Below are 25,152 nucleotides of genomic sequence, written 5' to 3' on the forward strand. Positions count from 1 at the left end.
TAGAGCTTAGAGCTTAGAGCGATGAAGGCCATAAATAGCGTGATCAATGATGCGACCATTCAAGTTTTCGTTACGCGTGATGATACCTTCTAACGTGAAATGTAAGCGCTCACAAACCTTACGGCTGCTTTGGTTACCGGTTGCGGCTGATATCTCTACCTTTTCCATATCTAACTCATTGAAAGCAATATCAATCAGCTTCTGGACAACGCGCGTCACAATCCCCTTTCCTTGGTATGTCTCAGATAACCAATAACCTATCGTCACCTTTTGCTTATCATGATCAATAGTATTGAAACTGCAGTTACCGACGACCTTGTCTTGATACACGATCGCACAGGTCATGCTTTTCCCTTCCGCATAATCGTGTAGCGAGCGTTGGATGAAGATCCTAAAGTCTTGCTCGGTTTTACAATGTGGCGGCCACACGAGCCATTGACTTAGGTACTCATTCTGGCTTTGTGAGATTTCCGCGTAGTGAGAAGCGAAGCTCTCTTCAACCAATGCGATGGAGAGTGCGTTGTCGATAACCGTTTTAAACATGTCTTTCCTTTTCTTATGGCTGCTTATTTAAGCGAATCTTAGTCGGCAGGCTATAATGTCGCATGATTTTTAATATGCAACCATTTGTATCACGGGTTTTTCGTGATACGTTGGTTCTATCACGAAACTCATTAAACCATACAATAGTTGTGTATATGATCATTAGCTATGCATTAGTATTAGCGGCCTAAATATATAAAAAATATAAAAATGCTAGGCTTAAATAATGAATCAACATTGCCAGGACGTGACCGTGGACTTAAGGAAGGCTCTATTCGGTATTGCTAAGGCGCTTGATAACGTCGGTTTCGAAAGTAAAAATCATGGACAGAGAGTGGGCTATATCGCGTATCGATGTGCTCTGAGTGTGGGGTGGGAAGAAGAGCAAGCGCAGCTCGCGTTTTCGTTAGGCTTGATTCACGACTGTGGTGTCTCGCAAATTGATGAACAGCTCAGTTTAACGTCTGGGTTTGTACCTGACTCAAGCTATCACCATTGTCAAAAGGGCTACCAAATCTTAAAAGAGTGCCCAGTTCTTTCTATATTTGCTAAGCCGGTTCTTTATCACCATACTCCGTGGTCTGAGCTAAGGGCTATTCATATCAGCGAGTTAGAAAGAGAACTAGCTGCCATCGTGATGCTTGCCGATAGAGTCGATTATCTATACGGCATAACCTCTTCTGATCGTTATGGAAACCTAACACCAGATGGCAAAGCGAGCATCATTGAACGTTTGACTGAACAAGCGGATGAGATGTTCGAAACCAACCTTGTGCAACACATGTGCGAGTTGGTTGATTTGGATGACTTCTGGTTTTCTATGGAGATTCCATACATCGAGAACATGAGGGATAACTTTGAACCTGTGCCATTTTTCTCCCAGCAAATGTCGCTGGATGAGACGGTGGCCTTTGCCGAGTTTATCGCCAATGTTGTTGATACCAAAAGTTCGTTTACCTTTAAGCACTCTTTAAAGGTTGGGCAGCTTTCAGAATACCTCGCCAAACAGCTGGGTTATTCCTACACCACTCAGCGCAAACTCTATCTGGCTGGGTTAGTCCATGATATCGGTAAACTGCAAACCCCTAATGACATTCTGCATAAGCCGGATTTACTCACTGAAGAAGAGTATTGCTGTATTAAACGCCATGCAACGGACACTCGATTCGCATTGCAGGAGTTGTTCAGTTCACCTCAGGTTTGTCAGTGGGCATCTAATCATCATGAAAGGTTAGATGGTTCGGGTTACCCAATGGGAAAAACGGCGGAAGAGTTGGATCAACCCAGTCGAATTGTTGCTGTGGTGGATGTGTTTCAAGCGCTAACTCAGTCTCGACCTTATCGTGGAGGCATGACGTTAGAAGAGACTCTCGCTATTTTGACGGACCACGTTGATAACTTTAAGTTGGATCGAGAAGTGTTTGAGTGCCTTAATAAACACGCGCAATATTGCTTTGAATTATCAACAGATAAAAGAATGTACGCGTTTTAACGCCACTGAATGCTTTAGAGGTGTGATGCCTAAACTCATACTCGGTCGAAATGACTAAACACCAGAAACAGAAAAGCGATAGCCGAGGCTCTCGCTTTTTTAATGGGGGCTTATCAGGATCTTTAGATCGAGATTAGTATCGCTTTAAGATCTCGATGATCGCTTGCTCAGTTTCCGCTGCGATGATGGCATCAATGTCATCATCATTTTGGAGCAACTCTGATAGCGCCATAATCGTATGGATGTGGCTATCTGAGTCCATCGCCGCCAGAGTAATCGAAAGGTAAACGTCACCGTTGTCTTCTGACTCTAAATCAACACCCTTTTTGAATACCGTTACTTGCAGTGATGCTTCGTTCACACCATCTTCAGGGCGAGCATGAGGCATCGCAATTTTTGGTGCCAGAACATAGTACGCGCCGATGTCCTTGTGCTTTTGCTTGATAGCTTGAACATAATCTGTTCATTTCATAACGTTCCGTTACAAACCCTTTTTATTGACTGATGACTCAATAAATTTAACCCGATGTGTGAGCGAATTTATATAAATAACAATTATGTAAAATATTGATTTTATGAATGTTTACTCATTAAGTCGATTTTTGTTAGAACAGCCTATTCAAAACAATAAGATAGGTAAATCTATGAAAAAACTCGTCAGTTTACTGCTCGCTGCAGTATCGTTAGGGCTTTCTGGTTGTGCAACGGTATTAACAGCAGAACAAAGTGCGCCTCAACTCAATGAAGTTCCACAGGAAAAAGCGTTGACCGTCGCTGTAATCGATAAGAGACCATACGTTCTCGATCATGATAAAGAGCCAAAATTTGAGGGAATTATTCGCAGTTCGTTAGGTATTCCTTATACCTACAACACGGCGACACAGCAGCCAATGTCTCAATTTTTGACTGACAGATTGGTCGCAGGCTTGAAAAAACAGCAAGTAGCTGTTGAGTCGGTTGAGACGACGCCTGAAGAGGATATCACCAAGGTTGCTGAGCAGATGAAAGCATTCGACAACAAATCGATGATGTTTGTCTTGAATGAGTGGAAGTATGACTTCCACGCATTTACGGATAACTCTTGGTACAACGTTAATGTGATTATCTATGATGAAGCTGGTAATAAGCTACTCAGCAAAAATTTCCAAGGCGAGAATGATGTACCTGATGGTGGTGCAATCATCAATGAGATGCAACTGATCTACAAACAGCGTTTTGAAGAGATATTCCGAGATGCTGAAGTGAAAAGTGCCCTGCTAAACTAGTTATTCCCACTTTGATCTCATATTTTGAAAAAGCCACACTCTGTGGCTTTTTATTTTAATGATGGTTTTTTTTTGCATTATTTCTTGCTGGAAAAATTAATTATTGCGAGAAGTAGTTCGATTTGTACGCTTTATGACCGCGCGATCGTTTGCGTCAAAAAATGTGATGAAAGTCTCACTTAACTGTTTATACTTCTTTTCCGGTTTTAAGCCGGTGCTTAGCCAATACAAGCCGTCACATGGATATGTGAATGACCCCACGGACCGGACCAGCTACGTTCCACTGCTTGTATAAGGTGATTTTTTACATGAACAACTCGTTGTTACATTCGCTAACCCTGTTAGCTCCTTCATCGCGTAGCGTTTTGCTTGCGGTTCTTTGTCCTGTTCCTTTGATGTCATTTGCTTGGCTCATGTTCACTCTTTAAGGATTACTAGGACACATTATGAATATTCTATTTGGTTTTGTCGGTGTTCTTGCACTGATTGCTTGCGCGTACCTGTTATCTGAAAGTCGTTCTTCAATTAACTGGAAAACGGTCTCTCGTGCACTATTACTTCAAATCGGTTTTGCAGCCTTAGTATTGTATTTCCCTTGGGGACAACTGGCGTTAACAAGCCTAAGCAATGGCGTTTCGAGTTTGCTTGGTTTTGCAGACGTTGGTATCGCTTTCCTATTTGGTGATCTGGCTACTGAAGGTTTCATTTTCGCGATTCGCGTACTTCCAATCATTATCTTCTTCAGTGCTTTGATCTCTGCGCTCTATTATTTAGGCGTTATGCAGAAAGTGATTCAAATCTTGGGCGGAGCGGTGCAAAAACTGCTGGGTACAAGTAAAGCTGAATCTCTGGTTGCTACAGGTAATATCTTCCTTTCTCAGGGTGAGTCTCCTCTTCTTATTCGTCCCTTTTTAAAGTCTATGACTCGTTCGGAACTGTTTGCTGTAATGGCAGGTGGTATGGCGTCGGTAGCGGGTAGTGTACTTGGTGGTTATGCTGGCCTTGGTGTTGAGCTTAAATACCTTATCGCTGCAAGCTTTATGGCGGCTCCGGGCAGTCTGTTAATGGCGAAGATCATTGTTCCTGAGCGCAGCACACCAAGTGATTACGACCATATCGAACTAGATAAAGCTGACCAAAGCAACGTGATTGATGCATTGGCAAGCGGCGCGATGAACGGTATGAAGGTTGCGGTAGCGGTTGGTACTATGTTGGTTGCATTCGTGAGTGTGATTGCGATGGTCAACACTGGCCTAGAAAGCCTAGGTGAAACGTTCGGTTTTGCGGGTATTACGCTACAAGCTATCTTTGGTTACCTGTTCTCGCCTCTTGCATGGCTGATCGGTATCCCAAGTGACGAAGTATTGATGGCGGGTTCTTACATCGGTCAGAAGATCGTTATGAACGAGTTTGTTGCTTTCATCGACTTCGTTGAGAACAAAGCTCTGTTATCTGAACACAGCCAAGTGATCGTGACTTTTGCTCTATGTGGCTTTGCTAACATTGGTTCTATCGCGATTCAGTTAGGTTCAATCGGTGTTATGGCACCAGAGCGCCGTGCTGAAGTTGCAAACTTAGGTTTGAAAGCTGTAGCTGCTGGTACGCTAGCAAACCTAATGAGTGCATGCTTAGCGGGTATTTTCATCCTGCTTTAAGCTATATTCAGTTAAAGCGGACACTTTACTTACGGAGTTAACGTAAGGAGGGTGTCCGCTTTTTTGTGCCTGTTAATCAGGCGAAATCAGGTTTTGGCCGTCGACTGTGATTTGTCTATCGTGAGTAAAAGCTCACTCGGAAGAGTAATAGAGCCAGTTCCTTTTATCCGATATACTTGAATATCATCAGGTTGCGATTAATAACATTCGGCTTCGATTAAGAACATTCGATTTCGATTGAGAATATTCGGTTCCGACTAAGCATATCCGCTTTCGATTAGGAACAATGGCAACCAAGCTAAATTAATCAAGGGTCTCTCCATGAACATTCGCGTTCTCATCGGTCTTATTGTTACCTTCATTGGCTTGTTTGCGATGGTTTACCTAATTGCTGGCGGCGCTCAGTTTCCTATCTACCAGTGGCCAAAAGAGGCTTATCTCGGTTTGGTGTTCAGCGTGGTGTGGGGGGCTGGTGTCGCAGCGTCTGTAGCGTATTTCTTCTCGGCATTGGTGTTTGTTACTGTCGCCGTGGTTTGCTATGCGATCGGTTATAAAATCGGTGGGCTCTTTTCTTCAAGTTCTAAAGCTTAATCTTATCAAGGTGTGCTGATGTTCATTGAAGTAGGGCTGATTTGAATGCACTGGCTCGATCGTTGGAAGGTGTATCGCTATCATCGGAAACAAACTAACCGCTCGAATGGCGACAAGGCTAAAGCTTTAGGTTGGACTAGCGAAGAGAGTCAATTGTGTCGCTTTGAAGTAATCGCTCGTGCGGCGGACTTCGAAAAGAAGAGTGTTTTAGATTTGGGTTGCGGCTATGGCGAGCTGTTTGAACTGCTCGACAGCATCTATCGTATTCAATCTTATACCGGCGTTGACCAACACGCAGGCTTTCTTAAGAAGGCGAAGCAAAACTACACAGAAGATCGTTGTCAGTTTTTGGCGGGTGATATGAGCAAAATGAACCTTGAGGCGCACGACATTGTCATCGCTAGTGGTTCACTGAACTACATCTCTCGTGATTCTGATTATCTGACAAACATGATTACTCGCATGTATGAACTGGCGAATCAGACGGTGATTTTTAATCTTCTCAACTCAAGCCAGTATCCTTCGCGTAATACCTTGATGAGTTATCACCCTCAAGGTGTCTATCGTTTCTGTAAAACGCTCTGCGATGATGTCTCTTTAACGGAGGGCTACGCAGAAGGGGATTTTACGATAGTGATGAACAAAGCCGTGTCAGGAGCTTGATGTCGTCTTTGTTTTTATCTTTACGCAGGTTTTGATATTAACAACTTTTGATACGAGTACTGACGTAGTAAACAGCAAAAAGCCGCAGCCTTGAAAGGTATGAGGCTTTTTGGGTTCTATGATGAACCTAGGCTAGGTATGTTGCTAGTTCTTCGGTGGTTGGTTTTTAATGAGTCCGTAAGGGATGTTAGTAAACACCTTAGGGTTGCCTTCATAAGTCGGCGCTTCATTCACTTGCTGCCAATCGAGTAGCATGATTGCTAACACGTTGCGGTGTTCACCGTACTCAAGATCAAAATCACCAGTGATAGAAGGGATCATGCCTTGTTTCTCATCGATTGAAGCTTGAATCGCGAGTCGAGTTTTCTCTAGAACTGGGTCATCTTCTAAACCTGCCAATAAGAAGGTTAATCCAACCTCAGCAATCACATCTTCTTTCGCACGCAGCAGAATCGTATCGATGTTTTCTCTGAAGTAATCGTAGATCCATTGATGGTCTTGTTCGCTTACTTGATGTTGGTAATATTCTGAATCACCAAAGATCACATGGGTCATACCATAGATCTTATTGCCGTATTGCTGGCTTGAAAGCTTCCTGTCTTGCGAATCTGGGTAGGCTTTTTTGAAGGTATCGACAAACTCATCAACGACATCCTGCTCACCCAGTTGGCGCAACCAGTAAACCTGATTCGCTAATTGAGCGGCCCACGCTTTCACCATGTCTTCATTGGTCACGTATCGTGAGAAGTCATAGCGACGAATGATTTCGCGTAGCTTGGCATCGTTCTTGTGTTCTAAACCGTATTCGTTAGCACGAGCCATAGAGCCTAGAAGGTCAACACCAAGGTAAAGGTATTCAGGCATGTGCTTGGTGATGTTGTAGCGTCGAATACTGCGCTCATCGTTATCACCAATATAAGATGCAACTCGCTTCTCTGAGTAGAGTACGATTTGTTCCATGGTTTGAACGTCATTCGACAGGGTGCTGAGCTTGCTTGCCACTCGAGCCATGTCGCTCCACACCGCCGCTGAATACTTATCGTCTAATGTTTGACGATACATGCGCAGCCCGTAGTGACCTTCTTTGAATGCAGGCAGGGTGTAAAGCTGGCTTTCGTAGGTGGTGCGAATTAGGTCTGCAGATTGCTTGAAAGATTGTTCTTGAGAATTGAGCGAATCTGCTTGGGATTGAACGTTCACTGCGGTTGGCGCTTGAACGTTTTCTTGTGCGTGAACGGCAACCGAGGCTGATAGCAATGTACACAGTGTGATAGTTTTTAACTTCATGTCGTGAGGTACCAAGCTGATTATTAGTCTATGTAAAATAACATTGATGAATCCTTCAATGTAAGCGTTGAGTCAATACAATGTAAGCTTTATAAGGTTCACTAACCCTTTTTGATTAAACCATTCGTTTAGTAAAGAAGTTTGAAGTGATGGATCACTCAATATTTGATAGATAGTCGACGTCAGTATGGATTTTTAATGACTTAGCGGCATACTGGGGCAATAAGCCAGAAATGAGCCGTTATAAGGCAGTATATAGAACAATAGTGTTAGAGGTTCGTAAATGCCAAGTGGTTCTAGCAAGCAGTGGTCTGCCAGAGTAGTAGCTTTTCTTTTTTTTCTTGCGATAGTAAGCGCAATTGAGTTCTTTCATGCCAAGCAATTAACTTTTCTTAAAAACGAATCGTATTCAGAGGCAAAAAAGCAACTATCCATTATTCGTTCTCGGATCGAAGCCGCGATCGTGTCAGATATGTATATCCTCAATAATTTCTCGACCTTAGTGACCATCAACCCCGATGGAGAGGTAAAAAATTGGGATAAGATTGCAGAGAATATCATTCAAGATGGCTTCCATATTCGACTTATCGGACTCGCCAAAGACGACATTCTAAATTTTGTTTACCCGATGGAAGGTAATGAGCAGATTCTCGGTATTAATTATCGTGATCACCCAAATCAATGGGAGTCTGTTGAGATAGCCCGTAATTTTGGCAACACCTTTATTGCTGGTCCTTTTGAGCTGTTTCAAGGTGGGCAAGCCCTTATTACACGTACTCCGATCTTCCGAGATCCGCCTTTTAATCAAGATTATTGGGGTGTCTCCAGTGCTGTTATCGGTTTAGATGAGCTGTTTGAAGATGTTGGAATCGGCAAGATAGAGAACAAGTATGAATTAGCAATTCGTGGTGCAAACAGTTCAGGGAAAGATGGCGCTGTCTTTTATGGTACTCAGGATGTGTTCGATAATGCGTTTGCCACTGAACAGGTGAGTTTTCCATGCGGGGGTTGGTACCTTGCTCTCTCCGGTAACGAACATGTATTGATGGATGAGCCTTGGTATCGCATCCAAGCGGTAAGGCTGGTGGGCTACTCCATAATATTAGTGCTGGCGTTTGCTTTCTTTACTATTTATCGCCTTTACCGCATTGCAGATAGCCGCTCTATGCATGATGAGTTAACGATGTTGCCGAATCGTCGATACTTCATGTATAGCCTCAAGCAGGCCTTCAAAACCACTCAAAAACAGAGAGCGAGAACCTTTGCTGTTGTAAATATCGACCTCGATGGGTTTAAAGCAATCAACGACACTTATGGTCACGCGGCAGGCGATCAGGTATTGATCGAGTGTGCTAACCGCATAAGAAGTGAGCTGCGTGTTTCAGATATCGTTGCAAGGATAGGCGGTGATGAGTTCTTGGTCTTGTTGCCACGCATCATCGATGATCAACACGTATCTTCAATCGTGACTAAACTACGAAAGGCGATATGCTCGGCGCCAGTTGTGTACGAAGCGCACTCTATTTATCTCAGAATCAGTGTGGGTTGGGTTATTCACAATAGTAACTACAATGATGTCGATGCGCTCTTGAAAGCCGCTGATGAAAAAATGTACGAACAGAAGCGACAAGTTATCTAGGTTGAATTTTAGCTGCGATTAGAATTTAGTTGCTGAATGGGGGGAAAAGCCTCAGAATACCGCGCTTTGCTCCGTATCAATGTATTTGATGAGCAAAAGCTGAAGCAACGCACTTTTTAACGTGTTGCTCATACTAAATGTTATTCAACTGAGAAAATAATCTATGAGTTTTACCTCCCTTGGCCTTTCTGAACCGATCCTTAAAGCTATTGAAGCACAAGGTTACGATAAGCCATCACCAATACAAGAGAAAGCCGTGCCAGCTGTCCTAACGGGCAAAGATGTTATGGCCGCTGCTCAAACAGGTACAGGTAAAACTGCAGGCTTCACGCTACCTATTCTTGAAATGTTATCGAAAGGTACTCGCGTACGTCAGAACCAAGTTCGTGCGCTCGTGCTAACGCCAACTCGTGAGCTTGCTGCGCAAGTGAATGGCAGCGTAGTGAAGTACGGTATTAACTTACCGCTGACTTCGACGGTAGTGTTTGGTGGTGTGAAGATTAACCCTCAGATGCAAAAACTGCGTAAAGGTAGTGACGTGTTGGTGGCAACACCTGGTCGTCTACTTGACCTATACAACCAAAATGCAGTGCGTTTTGACCAACTAGAAATCCTAGTGCTAGATGAAGCGGACCGCATGCTAGACATGGGTTTCATCCGCGATATTCGTAAGATCTTAGCTTTCTTGCCTAAGAAGCGTCAGAACCTACTGTTCTCAGCGACGTTCTCTGATGATATCCGCAGCTTAGCGAAAGGCTTAGTGAACAATCCTGTTGAGATTTCAGTAAGCCCTGCAAACTCGACGGCAAAAACGGTTGAGCAAAGCATCTACCCAGTAGACAAAAAGAAAAAGAGCGCAATGCTAGCGAAGCTAATCAAAGATAACGATTGGCAACAAGTGTTGGTGTTCAGCAAGACGAAACATGGTGCGAACAAGCTTGCTCGCTTCCTTGAAGAGCAAGACATCACTGCTGCACCTATCCATGGTAACAAGAGCCAAGGTGCACGTACTAAAGCCTTAGAGAACTTCAAAACAGGTAAGGTACGAGTACTTGTTGCAACTGATATCGCCGCTCGTGGTATCGATATCCCGCAACTGCCTCAAGTAGTTAACTTCGATCTTCCTCATGTATCAGAAGACTATGTACACCGTATCGGTCGTACTGGCCGTGCAGGTGAAGTAGGTAAAGCGATTTCATTGGTTTGTGCTGATGAAGTGGGTGAGCTGTTCGGTATTGAACGCCTGATTCAACAAGTGCTAGAGCGTCGTGAACTGGAAGGTTTCTCTCCAGTAAATAAGTTACCTGAGTCTCGCTTGGATTCACGTCCAATCAAGCCTAAGAAACCGAAGAAAGCAAAACAGCCACGTGAACATGCTGATGGTCAACGCTCTGGTGATAACGCTCGCGGGCACAAGCCAGCAGGTAAGAACAAGCGTCATGTAGCTGGTAATGGTTCGGCTCCAAAGCGTAAGCCGACATCTGGTAAGAAACCTGCTGAAAACAACTCAGCTGCGACAACTGAAGATAAATCAGTAAGAAACAACGGCAGCAACTTTAAACGCGGTAGTGCGGGCAATAAACCTGCTGCAAATAACGCAGGTGCTCAGAACACTCTGAGCAAACCAAGCGGTGCGGGTAAATCTAACGGTACTGGTAAGCCAAACAACGCAGGTAAACCTGCAGGCAAACCTAAGAAGTCTGGTTACGGCGGTAGCTACGGCCCAAGCAAGTCGTCAAATAAGCCGACAAGCAACAAACCTTCGACAAACAAACCGTCTCGAAGCCGTTCTAAGCCAGCTCCTCAGAAGTAATCTTTTCTGAGATATTGAAAGAGCAACGAACATGAGTCGCTTTATAAAAAGGCGTCTCGTGGGTTAAGTTCTTTCTGTCATAGAAATCGAATAAGCGCGAATATTGAATCTCAATGTTCGCGTTTTTTTATGGGCGTTGTTTATGTTGAGTAACCGTATAGCTTGAGTAAGCTAGGGGAGGTTTATTGCTGTTTAAAGTGATTGAATCTAAGGGAAATATGATATTTTTGGGAAGGGTAATGAATCTCTAATTAGTCATTAATAATAACATAATCACTAGCGTTTTTGTTGAATTTTGCAATTTGCAATTCCAGTTTGCAAAACAAACAAGGATATCCGGCCAATACGTGTCCAGATGCGTAGTAAATGCGTGTTTTAAAAGTTGGCACGCATGCTGCATTAGTAATGGTGACCCTTCTTAAGCCGAGGGTCACCTAGCCAACTGACGTTGTTAGTGAACCTTTTTTGTTCACACAAAATATATGACCAATCACCCTTATTGTGATTGGTTTTTTTTGCCTGAAATTTAGGTTCTATTTTTTGTTATTACTTTTTTACTCACCACACTTAGAGTAACAGCTTGGTTGGCGTGGGCATTCTCCACCTCTGGAGCAGATAAGCCTCGCCTCTGTCTCAATCCCACGTTCAATCCAATTTATATTTAGAATCTTGGCTATTGTCGTGAGATCTTTTTTGATGTTACGCGGAATTGCCACAGAGCCACCATTGTTAACGCATGACGCTTTAAGCTGCTCTGCTATGTCTCTTGAATTACCGCCTTGAGCATCAATCGCAGGGTTGAGATCTATACCAGCACACAACACACGATTGTTACCCGCAGGATCCGTCATATTGATGGATTCACAGCAGTAGATTCTTGGCTCATCACCCACGTTCAAAATGGAGATTTGAGCCGAGCTTCCCGCTCGAGGTTCTGATAATCGACGGAACACCGCCCAATGTTGACATGGGTCAGCGACCGTTCTCATATTTCCCCAAGGTAGCGGAATCCCGTTCCCGCGATATACCGCCTTGAGTTTCCCCGGCCCATAAGCATCAAAGTAGTGCCAGTGAGGGTAGGGCGATACTACAGTCATTCGACGCATCGCAACAGAGGGGGAAACCCCTGCTCTTTTGTGAACGTCGATTTCGTAACCAGTGCGGTCAAGTAGCTGCCTAAACGGGACTTTCGGGCACAGAAGTGCGCCAGCAAAGAAGCTGGATTCAAAGTCTCGCCATGCTTGAAGAATATCTTGGGAGTTGAGCTGTGAAGAGCCTGATACCTGGTTGTCGTCCCACGTGTTGTTGTTACCGACCGACAACACACTCTTTAGGCCTTCTTTGCTGTGCAGAATGCAATGACCGATATAAACCGAAAGGTCGTATTTCAGACGAGTTGGATACTCTTTAAGAATCTCGTTTAAGAAGATAGTACCGGGAGGCTCAAAGAAGGAGGTCACTAACTGCTTAGCGTTAATTCCGAGCTCATCGACGACGTCTTGCGGCGTGCGCGTCACCCAGCGGATGTTGATTCCTAGGCTTCTAGCGATGTCTATCAGGTCTTCTACGCTGAGGTTAAGACGTTTTAAGCCTACTTCTTCCGCAGCGCGCTCAAGGTCAGGGAAGTGGTTCTGGTTGCTCTCTTGGTGTGCTCGAATCAAGAGGTGCGCAAACTGGCGGCCTGAAATGCCCGTTTGTGACAGCATCTCAGGAATCGCAATTTGCAGGATGTCGTTTGAGAATAGGAAGCTCGGCTCGAGCGCCATGCCACTTATCCCACCACGATTCCCCTTATCAGGAGCAATGGCTTGTTGTTCAGATTCGTCGTCGAGGAACCACGTCGGATTCTTCTGAAAGACCTGTGCAATCACTTCCAGCATATCGATGCTCGGAACCCGCTTTCCACGTTCAATCATTGAAAGGTAAGAAACGGAAGGAGCACATTCTGGGTCGATTCTAATACAACGCGCAGACAGGTCTTCCATCGTTAAATGGTTACGTTTTCTTAGGTTACGTATTTTCGTACCTAGGAAATGTGACTGACGAACTAAACTTTTTGACAAGGCCATATTTGTAAAATTCACATTGTAAAATTTTTGTTGTGAAATTGTATGTAAAAAAGCGCTAATCTACAAACTAAGCAATTCACAAAATGACAAATAAATTAAACGTTAGTTTGGAATAATTGCTCTAGGACACATTTTTGCTGTAGAAATCGGTGGTTATCACCGGACTGGTCAAGAGGGAAAGACTATGAATATGCTTACATTCGATAAAACAGAAATCCAAAAACAATCAAAGCCATTTATCGCTGAAGCTGTCTTTGCCGTGGAGACAATCAATGCTAATCAGCAAACTGAAAAGCAAGTGAAAGCAAAGCAGCTGCTTGATCGACTATTCCCACTAGAGAATGGCTCACATCAAGACGTAACCAGCTACGTAGTCGATTACCGCCATATTATGGCTTACTTTAAAGACGGTCAGCACAGCGGTCTGAAGCACCCTAAGCAGTTTGTAGCGTACATGGGTGAGAAGAACGACCCAGACTCTATCTTGTTTCGAGATGGCAGTGGCAGCCACCTAGAGGTGATGTTTGGTTGCCACAAAGGGACAGGTTGTATTGAGCTAGTAGAAATTGATGATATTCAGTTGGAATCATGCACCACGTTTGGCCAATCACCAATGGAAGCAACAACCACAATGCGTGAAGAGACCATTGCAGCGATGCGCCACTGGATCAGTTTGATTCAAGGTGACGCAAAGGGTAAACCAAAGGCATGCAGTGAAGATAAAGAGTTCAGAGCAAAGAGTGGTGAAGACTACTGCTTGAATTATTGCTTCCAGATCTAACGGTGAATCCTAGTTAGCTAAAGTAATTTATACAACTAAAGAAAAAAAGCCCCGAAGATAATGAACTTTGGGGCTTTCTAGTCTCAATACGAGCCGACTAATATGTCGATAAGAGCATTGTTGGTGTGTTTTACAAAGGCATGACTCGGTTACGGCCAAGTGATTTCGCTTCATAAAGTAGCTTATCAGCACGTTCAATCAGCGATTGAGCTGATTCGCCGGGTTCAAGTTCAGCGACACCAAACGATGCAGTGATACTGCCGACTTGTTGACCACTGCGGCGATCTTTAATCGACAGCTTTTCTAGAGAGCGACGATTGGTATCAGCGAGTTGACGAGCAATACGCAAAGACTTGTTAGGCACAATCAGCGCGAACTCTTCACCACCAAATCGATAGGCAGAAATACCTTCACGGCAACTTAACTTCAGCTTGCGAGCGATCGCTTTAAGCACCATATCGCCAAACAAGTGGCCATAGGTGTCGTTGAAATTTTTAAAGTGGTCGATATCGAGAAGAATCAGACACAAAGATTGTTGTGCTTCACACAGGGTTTCTATGTCACGGTCGAAAGAGCGACGGTTATAGAGTGTGGTTGTACTATCGAAAAGCGCATCTTTCTGAACTTCTACTAACTGGGTTTTTAGCTTGGTGATCTCTGAGGTTGCAGAGTTTAGCTGAGAGTTTAAAAACTGAGTAGAGTGACGAATATGACGGGATTCAGACACCAGCTGTCGAACTAAGGACATGACTTCATCAATAGATAGGCTTTCATTATCAACACGAGCCAAGTCCTCGAAGCTTTTATCGATCATGTCAGAAAAAGCGGAGGTGTCGGTCAGGGTGTCATTCATTGAATTGGAAACTTCAGAAACTAACAGTTCCAAATTAGCGCGAAGGTCATTGATATTGGTTTCGGATTTGCTGGCAACATAATTGTTGTATAGCTGCTCACCAACGGCAGGAGGACAAATACCGTAGTGTTCTAAAACACCATCCATGTCTTGAGTTAGCTGGGGAATAGCGTTATCGACATAGGTGTACCAAAGTGCGTAATTTGCAGGTGTCGTTGACACCCTGTTCTTCATCATAAGAGGCACCGCTTTTTTTAGATTTGCGGTGGATTTCTGAAATTCGTCTTTGTTCATTATTTTTACTGCAGATACCAAAACAACTAAGCCACTTGCGAACAAGGTTAGCGGATTTCGAAGGTCTTTGCTTTAAAAATTATATAATTAGTGGATGAGGATTGGATAAATAACTCATTTTTATTATGAATATCGATTGCGTATTCATAAGTACAATCTAATGGATTGTTCTTTAACCATATTTGGGCTTATCAAACTTTCGGCGTAGCGTGAGTTAGTATCAAAAGATTGCTGAGAAATGAGTGTTGTTGTCTCTGGAAGTGCATACAAAAAGTGAAGTTATTTGGGCGTCGAGCTTTAACTGAGAGTGGTTAGATTGGGAGGCTTGGCTGGTGATTTGTATTTGTTCAGAGTTAACGGGTGAAGCTTGCATCAAGAGGGGAAATGTTTATGAGCAGGCATAAAAAAGCGCCGATAAAAATCAGCGCTTTAAAATTCTTTTTAGCTATAAGAGCTAATTATTGAGCAACAACGTTTGCTGCTTGTAGGCCTTTTTGACCGTTTTCAACTTCGAAAGAAACCTTTTGGCCTTCTTTCAGAGTTTTGAAGCCTTCAGAAACGATTGCACGGAAGTGTACGAATACGTCAGCGCCGCCGTTGTCTTGAGAAATGAAGCCGAAACCTTTCTCTTCGTTAAACCATTTTACAGTGCCAGTATTTGTGTTAGACATAATTTGTCCCTTATTCATAAATTTTCTAAGTTGTTGATTGCATTTAATGCAATGCGCTGATAATTGAATTATTTAATATTGCTAAGAAATAAGGAAAAACTACTTACAAAAACGGGTAACGATTTTACATGTCAATTTTTTACTATTCATCTAACTTAAATAACTCCGGCTAACAGAGCGAAAGCATGTTAACACAGTCTTTTGAGATGTACACGCATTGCTTAAGAAATTTGTGCTTTTTTTGTCATACCGTGCGAATGTACAAGATTTACACTGATTTAGTGATAGTTTTGTCGCTTCGTCCAACACAACAAAAGGAAGCATCTCAGCTTCCTTTTGATCATTAGTATAGACGATATTAACGCTTAAAGTTGATATCTTCAGTTTGATCTAAATTTATTTTTGTTTTCGCTGGTTGAGTCTCTGCAATCACCTTACCGTGTCGTATTGAGTACTGCACTGGTACTTGGCGGCGCACTGCATCAAAGCCATTGTCAGCAGGAAGAATCAGTAAGCTACCTGGCTTACCTTCTTCGATGCCGAAGTTGTCTTGTATGTTCAATGTGCGAGCAGAGTTCTTGCTGATCAAATCAAGTGAGTTGTTGATTTGATCGTAGCCCATAACCTGTGTCACATGCAGCCCCATGTGCAGAACTTGAAGCATGTTCGCTGTGCCCAGTGGGTACCATGGGTCAAACACATCATCGTGGCCAAAACAAACGTTGATGTTTGCTGCTAGCATCTCTTTAACGCGCGTTACACCGCGGCGTTTCGGGTAATCGTCGAAACGGCCCTGTAAGTGAATGTTCACTAACGGGTTTGCCACGAAGTTGATACCAGACATCTTCAATAGACGGAATAGGCGAGATGCGTAAGCACCGTTGTAAGAGCCCATTGCAGTCGTGTGGCTAGCGGTTACTTTCTCGCCCATTTCAAACTTATGAGCAAGAGCTGCTAATGTTTCCACAAAGCGAGACTGTTCGTCGTCGATTTCATCACAGTGAACGTCGATCAGACAGTCGTACTTACGTGCAAGCTCGAACACGTAATGCAGAGATTCAACACCGTATTCACGAGTGAATTCGAAGTGAGGGATAGCACCGATAACGTCAGCGCCGATCTTCACTGCTTCTTCAAGCAACTCTTTGCCGTTAGGGTATGAAAGGATGCCTTCTTGAGGGAATGCAACGATCTGGATGTCGACCCACTCTTTCATCTCTTCACGAACTTCAACCATCGCTCTTAACGCAACGAGTGTTGGGTCTGACACATCAACGTGCGTACGAACGTGTTGAACACCGTTAGCTATCTGCCATTTCAGTGTTTGCTTAGCACGAGACTTTACGTCTTCGATTGATAGCAGTTCTTTACGCTCAGCCCAACGCTCAATACCTTCAAACAAAGTGCCAGAGATGTTCCAGTTAGGCTCACCAGCAGTTTGAGTAGTATCTAGGTGGATGTGCGGTTCACAGAAAGGAGTAACTGCAATGCCACCTTCAGCATCAAGGATGTCGCCTTGATGATTGATTTGCGCGTCATTATCGAGAATGCGAGAAAATTGACCATTTTCAATCAGAATCTGTTTCAAGCCCTCTTGGTCTTGAAGTTTCGCGTTCTTGATTAATAAGGTTGTCATAGTGTGTCCTTAAGCGGCCTGAGATTTCAGAGCTTTTTTGTTCAATAGAGGATTAAGCACGAGGTAACTGATTGCACCACCTAACACTGCGTTCAAAGGAACAACGCCAGGTAGGAAGTGACCAGCGGCTACGCCTGTTGCTACCGCGATAATGCCAGCCCAGTTAACGGTTTGGAACTCTGCATTTGCAAAATCTTTGTAACGTTTACGGTTCGCGAAGAAGTCGGCGATGATTACACCACCAATTGGTGGAATCGCCAGCGAAAGGAAGGTTAACCAACCAACGAAGTTGTTGTATAACCAAAGTGCGAAAATCGTACCGATAATGCCGTTAATGATTGACATTGTAGTACTTGAGCGACCAGTGATGTTAGATAAACCCAAACCGGATGCATAAAGTGCATTTTCATTGGTTGTCCAGATATTCAAGCCAAGCACGATGATGGCTGGAAGCAGCAGACCTTGCGCGATCATCACATCTGAAATATCAGCCTGACCGGTTGCTGCTGCGCCTGCTGCGCCGAAGATAAACATCAGCGAGTTACCGATGAAGAATGCAACCATAGTAATCAATACTGCGCTTGCTGGCTTTTTACCAAAGCGAACGAAATCGGCAGTTAACGTCCCCGCACTTACAAACGAACCTACAACCATTGCTAGCGCCATTGAGAAGTCCATTGGCGTCTCCGGTTTAATTAGTTGCAGTTGCTCTAGTCCACCAACACTGTCTACGGCAGTCAGTACTGAGTAACCACCCAAAATCGCAATCGCAGGTACTGCAATCGCTGAAAGTACCATTAGTGCTTTAATGCCGAAGTACACTGTCCCCGTCATCAACAAGCCAGATACGATAATCAAGGTGTTGGTATCAATGCCCGTTGCTTTTTGTACTGGAATAGCAAACATCGCAACACCCACACCAAACCAACCGACTTGTGTACCACCAAGTAAAGCAGAAGGAAGCCATGAGCCTTTAGTACCGAAAGAGAAACGAGCAAGAAGGTGGGTAGAGAGGCCAGTAGATGAGCCGATGTAGCCAAGAAAAGAAGTGTAAATACCGAGGATTAGGTTACCGATGAGAACGGCGAGGAAGAAATCGTTGAATGAAAGACCTGTCCCGAGTGAACCACCTGTCCACATACTTGCAGAGAAGAAAGTGAGTCCAAGCATTACCATGGTGAGTGAAGCGACTCCTTTCCTAGCCGATGTAGGAACCGGCCCTAGACTGTAGTTATTATCAGCAGCCATTTTTTACCTCCGCAAATGATCAAAATTAAAATTAACGGTCGCCGTATTACAGGCAAACTTGCGCATTATGGTGATATAAATCACATAGTCAATGCTAATTTTGTTAATAATTGCCCATAAAAACCAGTTATTGCAGTAATTATCTTGTAAAACATAGGGTTATTTTCTGTCTTTATTTAAAAAAACAAATAGAAAACGTTTTCTATAATGCGTTGGTTATCTGCTGTTCTTGGTTGGCTATGAATGCTTATTATTATACGTCTGAATGGGTGTCTGTATCGAAAAAGAGGGCGGTTGGCCAAACTGCAGGCAAAAAAATAGCCAATCGCAATAATCGCAATTGGCCTATATATTTTGTGAACAAGAATAGGTTCACTAACAACGTCAGTTGGCTAGGTGACCCTCGGCTTAAGAAGGGTCAATATATACATTGCAGTTAGTGTGCCAACTTTTAAAACCACGTAAAACGGCAGTTTTATAGCAATCTGGTGCGTATTTGAGCGTTTAATTTGCGTTTTTGAAATATCCAATTGCAAAATGCAATTGCGATTTGCAACTTTAGCGTGTTTATTCGTTTTTCGGGTTTGTGTTCTTTCTGGCGACGAATGGTGAAATAAACAAAAAGCCCGTGCGATCTAAGAGCGCACGGGCTTGGGTATTGTTTCACCAATAGGAAGTATTAGATGGAGTAGAAGAAGTACAGTTGAGACTTCATTCTAATGATGATCCCGCGTATTACGTCTAGGAACGCCATAAAGCTGATAGGCTTCTCACCGCTTACCCACGCTAATCCGACAGAGCCAACAGGAATATCGTAACCCTCTGCCTCATCAATTTTTAAACGAACAAAGTGGTGCTTGTTCTGAAGGTTTTTGCCTGTGGTAACACGAACCTGCTCATCGATACCCAGCAAACTTGCTTGCGCTTCACCAGTGGCTTCTACAATGCCTTCTACGGTTGCAGAGAACACTTTTCCTGGGTATACCGCTGTCGCAAATTCCGCAGGTTGACCGACCTTAATATTACGAATCGCTTGGTGGTTAACTCGCATCAGCACGTACTTCTCTTCGGTATACATCTGGATACGAGGCATCATTGAAACACGCTGACCTTCACGAAGAATAAAGTTCGTTACAAAGCCGTCAGTCGGTGCCGTGACTTTGGTGCTGTTCAAGTCCCATTGTGCTTGTGCCAGTGTTGCCTTTGCTGAATCGACCTCAGTTTGCTTCTTGCTCACATTGGTTTCAGCTTTGTGGATGTTCAACTTCGCATTCTCGGCATCGACTTCTTTCTTGCTAAGCTGAGATTCCAATGTCGTAACGTTATACGTCGCTAAGTCTACCTTTGCTGTTTGTTGGTCGATGTCAGTTTCAGTGATCGTATGTTCTACCACTTTGTTTTGCTTCTGGTAACGATCAAGCGTCTTTGACTGCAGTACTAAGTCTGTTTTAGCCGAATCTATTTGTGCGACTGAAGCTTTGATGTCTTCAAGCGCCGATTGATAGCTGACTTTTGCAATGCTCACTTCTTGACGAGCTGTGTCTAAAGCGACCTCTGTAGACTCAAGTTGAACACTGGCTTTGTCTCTTGCGATGACATATTTGGTGTCATCAATTTCGTAAATTAGTTGTCCTTCAGTCACATCCTGGTTCGGGTGGATGTAGACTTTAGAAGTTTTTCCCGACACATTAGTTGAATCGGGACGCAGCTGAATATGTGGAGACTGAACCACTGAGCCTCCCGATAGATCCATCGGAGTAAAATTGAGTAGGCCAACCCATACAAACAGCAACCAAGATGTACCCCCTAGGTACGCAAACGCCTTGGTGCCTTTGTTCCAAGGCATACCAACAAGTCTGAGTAAGTAAATGAACAGTGCCCAAATTGCCAAGCCTTCTAACATGTTTGGCTCTCCTCATCTTGCTTGTCGGAAGTTGTTTGCTCCTTGGTTGTGGTCGGTGACTTCCATGTGTCTCTTAGATTGATGATGGCTTTTTCCATATCAACGAAGGCCAAAATTACTGCTAGTACCCATACCCAGTGCCATACAAAACCAATCCATGTTAATGCGGTGATCAAACCGAGTTGTTGATGCTCTTTACTGTGAGCCTTGTTGATTGGTAATTCATGCACACGCCAGAAGCCGTAACATGCAGCAGCGATGGTTGCGACTAACACTACGCCTGCAACTACGTGTAGTGCGGTATCTGCGCCGGTTCCGACAAATGGGACACTAACTAAACTCATTGATATACCCTAGGTTAAATTGAGCACCGAGTGTTATTGATATCAGATTTAGAAGTTGATAATTTACCAATTACTTTAATAATGATGTCATTATGATTTGATCTGTAATAGTGACTTCTAAGTATGGTGGCTAATGAACAATTGTAACTTCTTAAGAGCATTGGGTATTTTGGGTATTTACCAATACGCAACGACTAATAAGGCTGTGAATACTGAGCAATTAGGTATTCCTAAATCGGTGTTTAATAACCCGATGAACCTTATCCCCGTAAGTGAAGTGGACAAATGGTATGGCTTACTTGAACAACAAACCGGTGATTCCGATATTATCTTGAAGCTGGCTGATAGAGTGGATATTGAAAGGCTAGGTCCTCTCTCTAACTGGTTTTTCTCGGGGCACGATCTGGCGTCGTCTATACGCCGAGTTAACATCGGGTTGCACTGTTTGCAGTCCGGGGCTTTTCTATATGGCGCTCAAGTCGGTAATTTCATCAAATGGTGCTACGACAATCCTGCTTATACTGAGGTGGGTAAAGTTCATGACTCAATTCGAGTTGCCATCTTTATGATGAAGATATTAAGGCGTTACTTGGGAGACGACTTTACTCCCGCAGCCGTCTCTATCGCAGGTTATCGCGAGAACACTCAACTCTATCAAGAGTATTTTGGGTGCAATATTCAGTGGGGCCAGCCACGAACTGAAATCTGGATACCAAGCCAGTCGAGGTTATCGAGCAATCAAGCCCCTTCTAGCGGCAAGATGAGCTTGGCAATGAACTTTCATGACTTAGATAATTACCTCAACATGCCTGATGCCGCGGATGAGCATAAGGTGACCTATGAGATGATCAATTACAGTCGCCATTTCGGCCTGCCAACACTGCATAAAGTGTCGAGTTTGCTTGGGTTATCTGAACAGCAATTTCAACGTCGATTGCATAACTTAGGCATCAACTTTTCTACCATTATGGGCTATGCGTTAAGTAATGTGGCGGTGGAGTTGTTGATGTATTCAGTGCCAATAGATAAAGTCGCGACGAGGCTCGGCTATACCAATGTCGCGAGCTTTAATCGGATGTTTAAGAAACATCGAGGTTTGACACCCAAGCAATATGTTGAGCGCCTAAAAACTGGCCTGTAACTATTCAGAGCTAACTTATGGTTCGTTTATGGATCAGGCTGGACAAGTAAACCATCCCCCAAGTACTCAAAATGAAAGGGGCGGTGAGTGGTAACAGTGACAGTTCATGAAAACCAAGTGTGATGAGACAGCTTAACAGCATGCCTAATAGGATTAACGGCCAACGGATTCGCGGATAGGGCACAAGTGCTAAAGTGGCAAGAATGGCGTTGTACCCGTAAAGACCTTGGGCTACCAGTTCGTTAGAAGCGCCAATCAACCCGCTAAATACGGTGCTAATTATTACTGCGAGCATAACCCAAATGGCATGCTTGATATTGTTGAGTGCGATGGCGACTAAGATAACGAGCCCCGACAACGCATTTTCGATGAAGCTGACTTGGCTTATCCCTTTTAACAACGGGATCACCACTGTCGGCAGGTTGAACCACGAGTTAGCCTCAATACTGATGAGTGGCATCAGTGCGGAATCAGGTGCAGAAAACGCTGACAGCTCAAAGGTTGATTGGATAATATAAATCAGCCAAGTGGTGAGGATAAAGGCGCTAGTGTAACCGCGATATTTCTCAAAACTGAATACGATGTGGGCAATCGGCACCGTGAGTAATGCACCTAACGCAGTCACTAAAGCCAATAATGGTGTCACACCAAAAAAGTTACCGATAAATAAACCAATCAAAGCGCCATTTAGCGCGTACATTCCACTATCAATGTCGTCAACTGACTTGTTGGTGTTGGTGTTGGTGTACATATAGCCATAGAAAGCTAATGCATAGCTGCAACTGGCGCCAAGTAAGGTAAGAAAAGCCAGCGCCAGTGACTCAATAGAAATGGCAAGCAACAGCAAAGTCGACGTCATGATAGACGGTGTGAAATAGACTTGCCCAATGCCATTGAGCAAGCCTTGAAACGGCAGAATATCCTTGTTCGTTTTCATCGTCTGATTACATTATTGAGTCATGTTAAATTTTTGTAATTCAGATTGTATACAATTTTATCAAGTTCACCATCTTCGAGTGTTAATTCTGATACCAGCGTTCACCATAAGCTTGTTGGTAATCTGGTGTTTCAATGATGCCTTCTTGTTCTGGAACGGTTTCTAACGGCCCAACAACAGTTCTATAGGGTAATACGCCAGCCCAAACTGGAATGCCCATATCGGCTTTATCATCATTCACTCCATGTTTACCAATCTTCACGGAAGCTTCTGTTAAAGGTATCGCCAACAACTCGGTCGCAGTGAGTTCTTTTTCATTACTGAGCCTCACTTCATCGGTTCTGCCCGGTGCGATTTGCTCAATAAAGATATTCAACAAGCGATCCTTTTCTTGATTGTCATCGATGACTGAAAATGACCCCAATACCACAGCAGAACGATAATGCGCACTATGATGAAATGCCGAACGAGCCAGCACCCAACCATCGAACAAGGTGAACGTTAAACAGGTTGGTTCTCCCTTTTTTAGTCCTTTTAGTAGGCGACTGTTTTTAGCTCCATGAATGTAGACTATATCACCCACTCGCCACGCGAGCATCGGGATGACCATTGGTCCTTGTTCGCCCTGCAATGCAATGTGTGCGATTAAGCTCTCATCAATAATTTGGTGCAGTTTCTCTTGTTCAAATACGGCTTTGTGAGCCCCTTTTTTAATCGTGGTTCTTTTCGTGTTAGATAACATAATCGCTCCTTAATCATTGCCTTTTGATTAATGTAGCGATTAACTGGTCTATTAAATAGGGCCACTTTTAAACACTATTTGGATCCAGTTATGCAGCCTATCGATGTCGGTGATCTACAGTTAGACGAACAACACGGCACGCGTCAAACCGCCTTGTTCCACGCGATAAGAGAGAAGATCGTTCAAGATTTATGGAGCAAGGGAAGTAAGTTACCTTCAACACGTAAGTTGGCTGTCGAGTTATCGGTGAGTCGAAATACGGTGATTTATGCGTACGAACAACTGGTTACTGAAGGCTATATCGAGAGTAAGCAAGGCTCAGGGTTTTATGTCTCGGTTGAACAACCAGAACACTTTCTAAGTTTGTCTAAGCCAAACAGTGTTCAGGATCCGAAGGTCAAACAAACAGTCAGTAAACCGAGTACAAACATAGCGACACCTAACGACATTAACCGCAGCTTTGCCCCAGGAGTTCCTGACTTAGATGCGTTCCCTTTTGCGAAATGGCAGAGGTTGCTGCAACGTCACTCTACACGTCAGAACATTGCGGGCAATCAAGAGGTTCAGGGAAGCTCAGCCTTGAGGGAAGCGTTGAGTGGGTATCTTGCAAGCAGTCGTTCCGTTCATTGTAATGCCGACAGAATCATCATCACCGCAGGTGCGCAGCAAGCCATCTCAATCGGATTAATGGCAACTTTAGCGATGGGCGACAAAATCCTCGTGGAAGAGCCCGGTTATCGACAAGTACATAAAATTATCGATCTGTTGAGACTAGAGTTAGAAGGTGTAAGTGTGCGTGAAAAGGTGGGGTTGGATATTGAGAAAGTGTTGGCCAGTAATGCTAAGGCTCTGTATGTCACACCGAGTAACCAATACCCAATGGGCACGACTTTAAATACTGAGCAACGCCTTAAACTGATCGACTGGGCCAATCAACATCAGTCATGGATCATTGAAGATGACTATGACAGTGAGTTCCAGTTTGCTCATCGCCCTTACACCAGTATGCAAGGCTTAGCGGGTAAACTCGGGTTTGATGAACGAATCATTTATGTTGGTTCGCTGAGTAAAGTCATGTTCAACGGACTCCGCTTAGGTTACTTAGTGGTGCCAGAAAGTCTGGTGGCGAAGTGTCTTGAGATCAAAGACGCGCTCACTGGAGACACGGCGTCCCACACACAGGAAGCTTTGGCGGATTTTGTTCGAGAAGGCGACTTGCTGCGTCATATTAGAAAGATGCGTCGGTCATACAAACTCAAGTATGAAGCGATGATAGAAGCGATTGAAAGCGAGTTTAACGGTGATCTTGAAGTGATCAGTCAGGCGGCAGGGCTACATGTGACCGTGAAGTGGTATCAAGGTATATCTGAACATGAGTGGAGCCGACGAGCTGATCTTCAAAATATCATCATTCGTCCGTTTGATTTTTATGAGTACGGTTCGAGTGATGCTCGTGATTGGAGTGGGGCGGTGCTAGGGTTTGGAAATATCCGTCTGGCTGAGATAAAGCCGAAGATCAAACAGATCGCTCGGCTTTTTTATCAGTAATATTGGTAGGGCTTGTTTACCATTTTCTGATTCATCA

21 protein-coding genes and 1 pseudogene are annotated in these 25,152 nt (G+C 43.9%); 10 read left to right on the top strand and 12 right to left on the bottom strand.

Going from position 1 to position 25,152, the window contains the following annotated elements:
- Positions 1–6: 6 nt before the first annotated feature.
- Positions 7–543, bottom strand: a complete 537-nt coding sequence (locus AB4503_RS07230) for a GNAT family N-acetyltransferase (protein ID WP_372114116.1) — start codon at positions 541–543, stop codon at positions 7–9.
- 226 nt (positions 544–769) lie between these two features.
- Between AB4503_RS07230 and AB4503_RS07235 the strand changes: the two genes are divergently transcribed.
- A complete protein-coding gene (locus tag AB4503_RS07235) occupies positions 770–2,035 on the top strand; it encodes an HD-GYP domain-containing protein (RefSeq protein WP_372114118.1) in 1,266 nt (421 codons plus the stop codon).
- Between the two features lie 133 nt (positions 2,036–2,168).
- On the opposite strand, the pseudogene AB4503_RS07240 reads toward AB4503_RS07235, so the two are convergent.
- Positions 2,169–2,492: pseudogene (locus AB4503_RS07240) on the bottom strand (PTS sugar transporter subunit IIA); the annotation flags it as partial.
- Between the two features lie 187 nt (positions 2,493–2,679).
- Here AB4503_RS07240 and AB4503_RS07245 point away from each other — a divergent pair.
- From AB4503_RS07245 to AB4503_RS07260, 4 genes are all read left to right on the top strand, one after another.
- The gene (locus tag AB4503_RS07245; RefSeq protein WP_017060596.1) at positions 2,680–3,300 is read left to right on the top strand and encodes a hypothetical protein; all 621 of its coding nucleotides are present in this window, start codon (positions 2,680–2,682) and stop codon (positions 3,298–3,300) included.
- 446 nt (positions 3,301–3,746) lie between these two features.
- A complete protein-coding gene (locus AB4503_RS07250; protein ID WP_102320600.1) occupies positions 3,747–4,955 on the top strand; it encodes a NupC/NupG family nucleoside CNT transporter in 1,209 nt (402 codons plus the stop codon).
- A 321-nt stretch (positions 4,956–5,276) separates the two neighbouring features.
- A complete protein-coding gene (locus tag AB4503_RS07255; protein WP_017064869.1) occupies positions 5,277–5,546 on the top strand; it encodes a hypothetical protein in 270 nt (89 codons plus the stop codon).
- 45 nt (positions 5,547–5,591) lie between these two features.
- Entirely contained in the window at positions 5,592–6,209 is a 618-nt protein-coding gene (locus AB4503_RS07260; protein WP_017064868.1) for a class I SAM-dependent methyltransferase, read from the top strand.
- A gap of 144 nt (positions 6,210–6,353) precedes the next feature.
- On the opposite strand, the gene AB4503_RS07265 is transcribed toward AB4503_RS07260, so the two are convergent.
- On the bottom strand, positions 6,354–7,496 hold the full coding sequence (locus tag AB4503_RS07265; protein WP_371720943.1) for a DUF3541 domain-containing protein: 1,143 nt from the start codon (positions 7,494–7,496) through the stop codon (positions 6,354–6,356).
- Positions 7,497–7,779: 283 nt separating this feature from the next.
- Here AB4503_RS07265 and AB4503_RS07270 point away from each other — a divergent pair, with 283 nt between their 5' ends.
- Positions 7,780–9,135, top strand: coding sequence for a diguanylate cyclase (locus AB4503_RS07270; protein ID WP_372114120.1), 1,356 nt, complete (start codon positions 7,780–7,782; stop codon positions 9,133–9,135).
- Between the two features lie 163 nt (positions 9,136–9,298).
- Entirely contained in the window at positions 9,299–10,948 is a 1,650-nt protein-coding gene (locus tag AB4503_RS07275) for a DEAD/DEAH box helicase (RefSeq protein ID WP_017060608.1), read from the top strand.
- Positions 10,949–11,502: 554 nt separating this feature from the next.
- Here the strand turns inward: AB4503_RS07275 and AB4503_RS07280 are convergent.
- Positions 11,503–13,032 (bottom strand): DUF3612 domain-containing protein, encoded by a 1,530-nt coding sequence (locus AB4503_RS07280; protein WP_081090203.1) that lies wholly within the window; start codon positions 13,030–13,032, stop codon positions 11,503–11,505.
- 169 nt (positions 13,033–13,201) lie between these two features.
- On the opposite strand from AB4503_RS07280, the gene AB4503_RS07285 reads away from it, so the two are divergent.
- Entirely contained in the window at positions 13,202–13,798 is a 597-nt protein-coding gene (locus AB4503_RS07285) for a malate synthase (protein WP_017060610.1), read from the top strand.
- 130 nt (positions 13,799–13,928) lie between these two features.
- On the opposite strand, the gene AB4503_RS07290 is transcribed toward AB4503_RS07285, so the two are convergent.
- The 6 genes from AB4503_RS07290 to AB4503_RS07315 all read right to left on the bottom strand — a co-directional run bounded on the left by AB4503_RS07290 (position 13,929) and on the right by AB4503_RS07315 (position 20,747).
- Positions 13,929–14,945: a GGDEF domain-containing protein gene (locus AB4503_RS07290; RefSeq protein WP_017060611.1), complete on the bottom strand. Its 1,017-nt coding sequence runs from the start codon at positions 14,943–14,945 to the stop codon at positions 13,929–13,931.
- A gap of 458 nt (positions 14,946–15,403) precedes the next feature.
- On the bottom strand, positions 15,404–15,616 hold the full coding sequence (locus tag AB4503_RS07295) for a cold-shock protein (RefSeq protein WP_004740083.1): 213 nt from the start codon (positions 15,614–15,616) through the stop codon (positions 15,404–15,406).
- Between the two features lie 358 nt (positions 15,617–15,974).
- Complete coding sequence (locus AB4503_RS07300) at positions 15,975–17,252, bottom strand: cytosine deaminase (protein WP_017064864.1); 1,278 nt, start codon at positions 17,250–17,252, stop codon at positions 15,975–15,977.
- Between the two features lie 9 nt (positions 17,253–17,261).
- A complete protein-coding gene (gene codB / locus AB4503_RS07305) occupies positions 17,262–18,500 on the bottom strand; it encodes a cytosine permease (RefSeq protein WP_032546874.1) in 1,239 nt (412 codons plus the stop codon).
- 679 nt (positions 18,501–19,179) lie between these two features.
- Positions 19,180–20,403, bottom strand: coding sequence for an HlyD family secretion protein (locus AB4503_RS07310; protein ID WP_372114122.1), 1,224 nt, complete (start codon positions 20,401–20,403; stop codon positions 19,180–19,182).
- Positions 20,397–20,747, bottom strand: coding sequence for an MFS transporter (locus AB4503_RS07315; protein ID WP_017066493.1), 351 nt, complete (start codon positions 20,745–20,747; stop codon positions 20,397–20,399). Before AB4503_RS07315 ends, AB4503_RS07310 begins: the two co-directional genes overlap by 7 nt.
- 133 nt (positions 20,748–20,880) lie before the next feature.
- Here AB4503_RS07315 and AB4503_RS07320 point away from each other — a divergent pair, with 133 nt between their 5' ends.
- Positions 20,881–21,888, top strand: a complete 1,008-nt coding sequence (locus AB4503_RS07320) for an AraC family transcriptional regulator (protein ID WP_017061786.1) — start codon at positions 20,881–20,883, stop codon at positions 21,886–21,888.
- Between the two features lie 10 nt (positions 21,889–21,898).
- Here AB4503_RS07320 and AB4503_RS07325 read toward each other — a convergent pair whose 3' ends face one another.
- Positions 21,899–22,825 (bottom strand): urea transporter, encoded by a 927-nt coding sequence (locus AB4503_RS07325; RefSeq protein ID WP_017061785.1) that lies wholly within the window; start codon positions 22,823–22,825, stop codon positions 21,899–21,901.
- 82 nt (positions 22,826–22,907) lie between these two features.
- The gene (locus tag AB4503_RS07330) at positions 22,908–23,567 is read right to left on the bottom strand and encodes a pyridoxamine 5'-phosphate oxidase family protein (protein ID WP_017064859.1); all 660 of its coding nucleotides are present in this window, start codon (positions 23,565–23,567) and stop codon (positions 22,908–22,910) included.
- 90 nt (positions 23,568–23,657) lie between these two features.
- Between AB4503_RS07330 and AB4503_RS07335 the strand changes: the two genes are divergently transcribed.
- Complete coding sequence (locus tag AB4503_RS07335; protein ID WP_372103333.1) at positions 23,658–25,115, top strand: PLP-dependent aminotransferase family protein; 1,458 nt, start codon at positions 23,658–23,660, stop codon at positions 25,113–25,115.
- Positions 25,116–25,152: the final 37 nt, after the last annotated feature.

Origin of the sequence: Vibrio sp. 10N.222.55.B11 (assembly GCF_041473705.1) — a bacterium.
In the GTDB taxonomy this organism is placed as follows: Bacteria; Pseudomonadota; Gammaproteobacteria; order Enterobacterales; family Vibrionaceae; genus Vibrio; species Vibrio crassostreae_C.

Coding starts and splice junctions, on each gene's coding strand:
- AB4503_RS07335 (WP_372103333.1), top strand. CDS start 23,658: ATGCAGCCTATCGATGTCGGTGATCTACAGTTAGACGAACAACACGGC.
- AB4503_RS07295 (WP_004740083.1), bottom strand. CDS start 15,616: ATGTCTAACACAAATACTGGCACTGTAAAATGGTTTAACGAAGAGAAA.
- AB4503_RS07235 (WP_372114118.1), top strand. CDS start 770: ATGAATCAACATTGCCAGGACGTGACCGTGGACTTAAGGAAGGCTCTA.
- AB4503_RS07300 (WP_017064864.1), bottom strand. CDS start 17,252: ATGACAACCTTATTAATCAAGAACGCGAAACTTCAAGACCAAGAGGGC.
- AB4503_RS07320 (WP_017061786.1), top strand. CDS start 20,881: ATGAACAATTGTAACTTCTTAAGAGCATTGGGTATTTTGGGTATTTAC.
- AB4503_RS07285 (WP_017060610.1), top strand. CDS start 13,202: ATGAATATGCTTACATTCGATAAAACAGAAATCCAAAAACAATCAAAG.
- AB4503_RS07315 (WP_017066493.1), bottom strand. CDS start 20,747: ATGAGTTTAGTTAGTGTCCCATTTGTCGGAACCGGCGCAGATACCGCA.
- AB4503_RS07270 (WP_372114120.1), top strand. CDS start 7,780: ATGCCAAGTGGTTCTAGCAAGCAGTGGTCTGCCAGAGTAGTAGCTTTT.
- AB4503_RS07245 (WP_017060596.1), top strand. CDS start 2,680: ATGAAAAAACTCGTCAGTTTACTGCTCGCTGCAGTATCGTTAGGGCTT.
- AB4503_RS07275 (WP_017060608.1), top strand. CDS start 9,299: ATGAGTTTTACCTCCCTTGGCCTTTCTGAACCGATCCTTAAAGCTATT.
- AB4503_RS07265 (WP_371720943.1), bottom strand. CDS start 7,496: ATGAAGTTAAAAACTATCACACTGTGTACATTGCTATCAGCCTCGGTT.
- AB4503_RS07230 (WP_372114116.1), bottom strand. CDS start 543: ATGTTTAAAACGGTTATCGACAACGCACTCTCCATCGCATTGGTTGAA.
- AB4503_RS07250 (WP_102320600.1), top strand. CDS start 3,747: ATGAATATTCTATTTGGTTTTGTCGGTGTTCTTGCACTGATTGCTTGC.
- AB4503_RS07330 (WP_017064859.1), bottom strand. CDS start 23,567: ATGTTATCTAACACGAAAAGAACCACGATTAAAAAAGGGGCTCACAAA.
- AB4503_RS07290 (WP_017060611.1), bottom strand. CDS start 14,945: ATGAACAAAGACGAATTTCAGAAATCCACCGCAAATCTAAAAAAAGCG.
- AB4503_RS07325 (WP_017061785.1), bottom strand. CDS start 22,825: ATGAAAACGAACAAGGATATTCTGCCGTTTCAAGGCTTGCTCAATGGC.
- AB4503_RS07255 (WP_017064869.1), top strand. CDS start 5,277: ATGAACATTCGCGTTCTCATCGGTCTTATTGTTACCTTCATTGGCTTG.
- codB (WP_032546874.1), bottom strand. CDS start 18,500: ATGGCTGCTGATAATAACTACAGTCTAGGGCCGGTTCCTACATCGGCT.
- AB4503_RS07260 (WP_017064868.1), top strand. CDS start 5,592: ATGCACTGGCTCGATCGTTGGAAGGTGTATCGCTATCATCGGAAACAA.
- AB4503_RS07310 (WP_372114122.1), bottom strand. CDS start 20,403: ATGTTAGAAGGCTTGGCAATTTGGGCACTGTTCATTTACTTACTCAGA.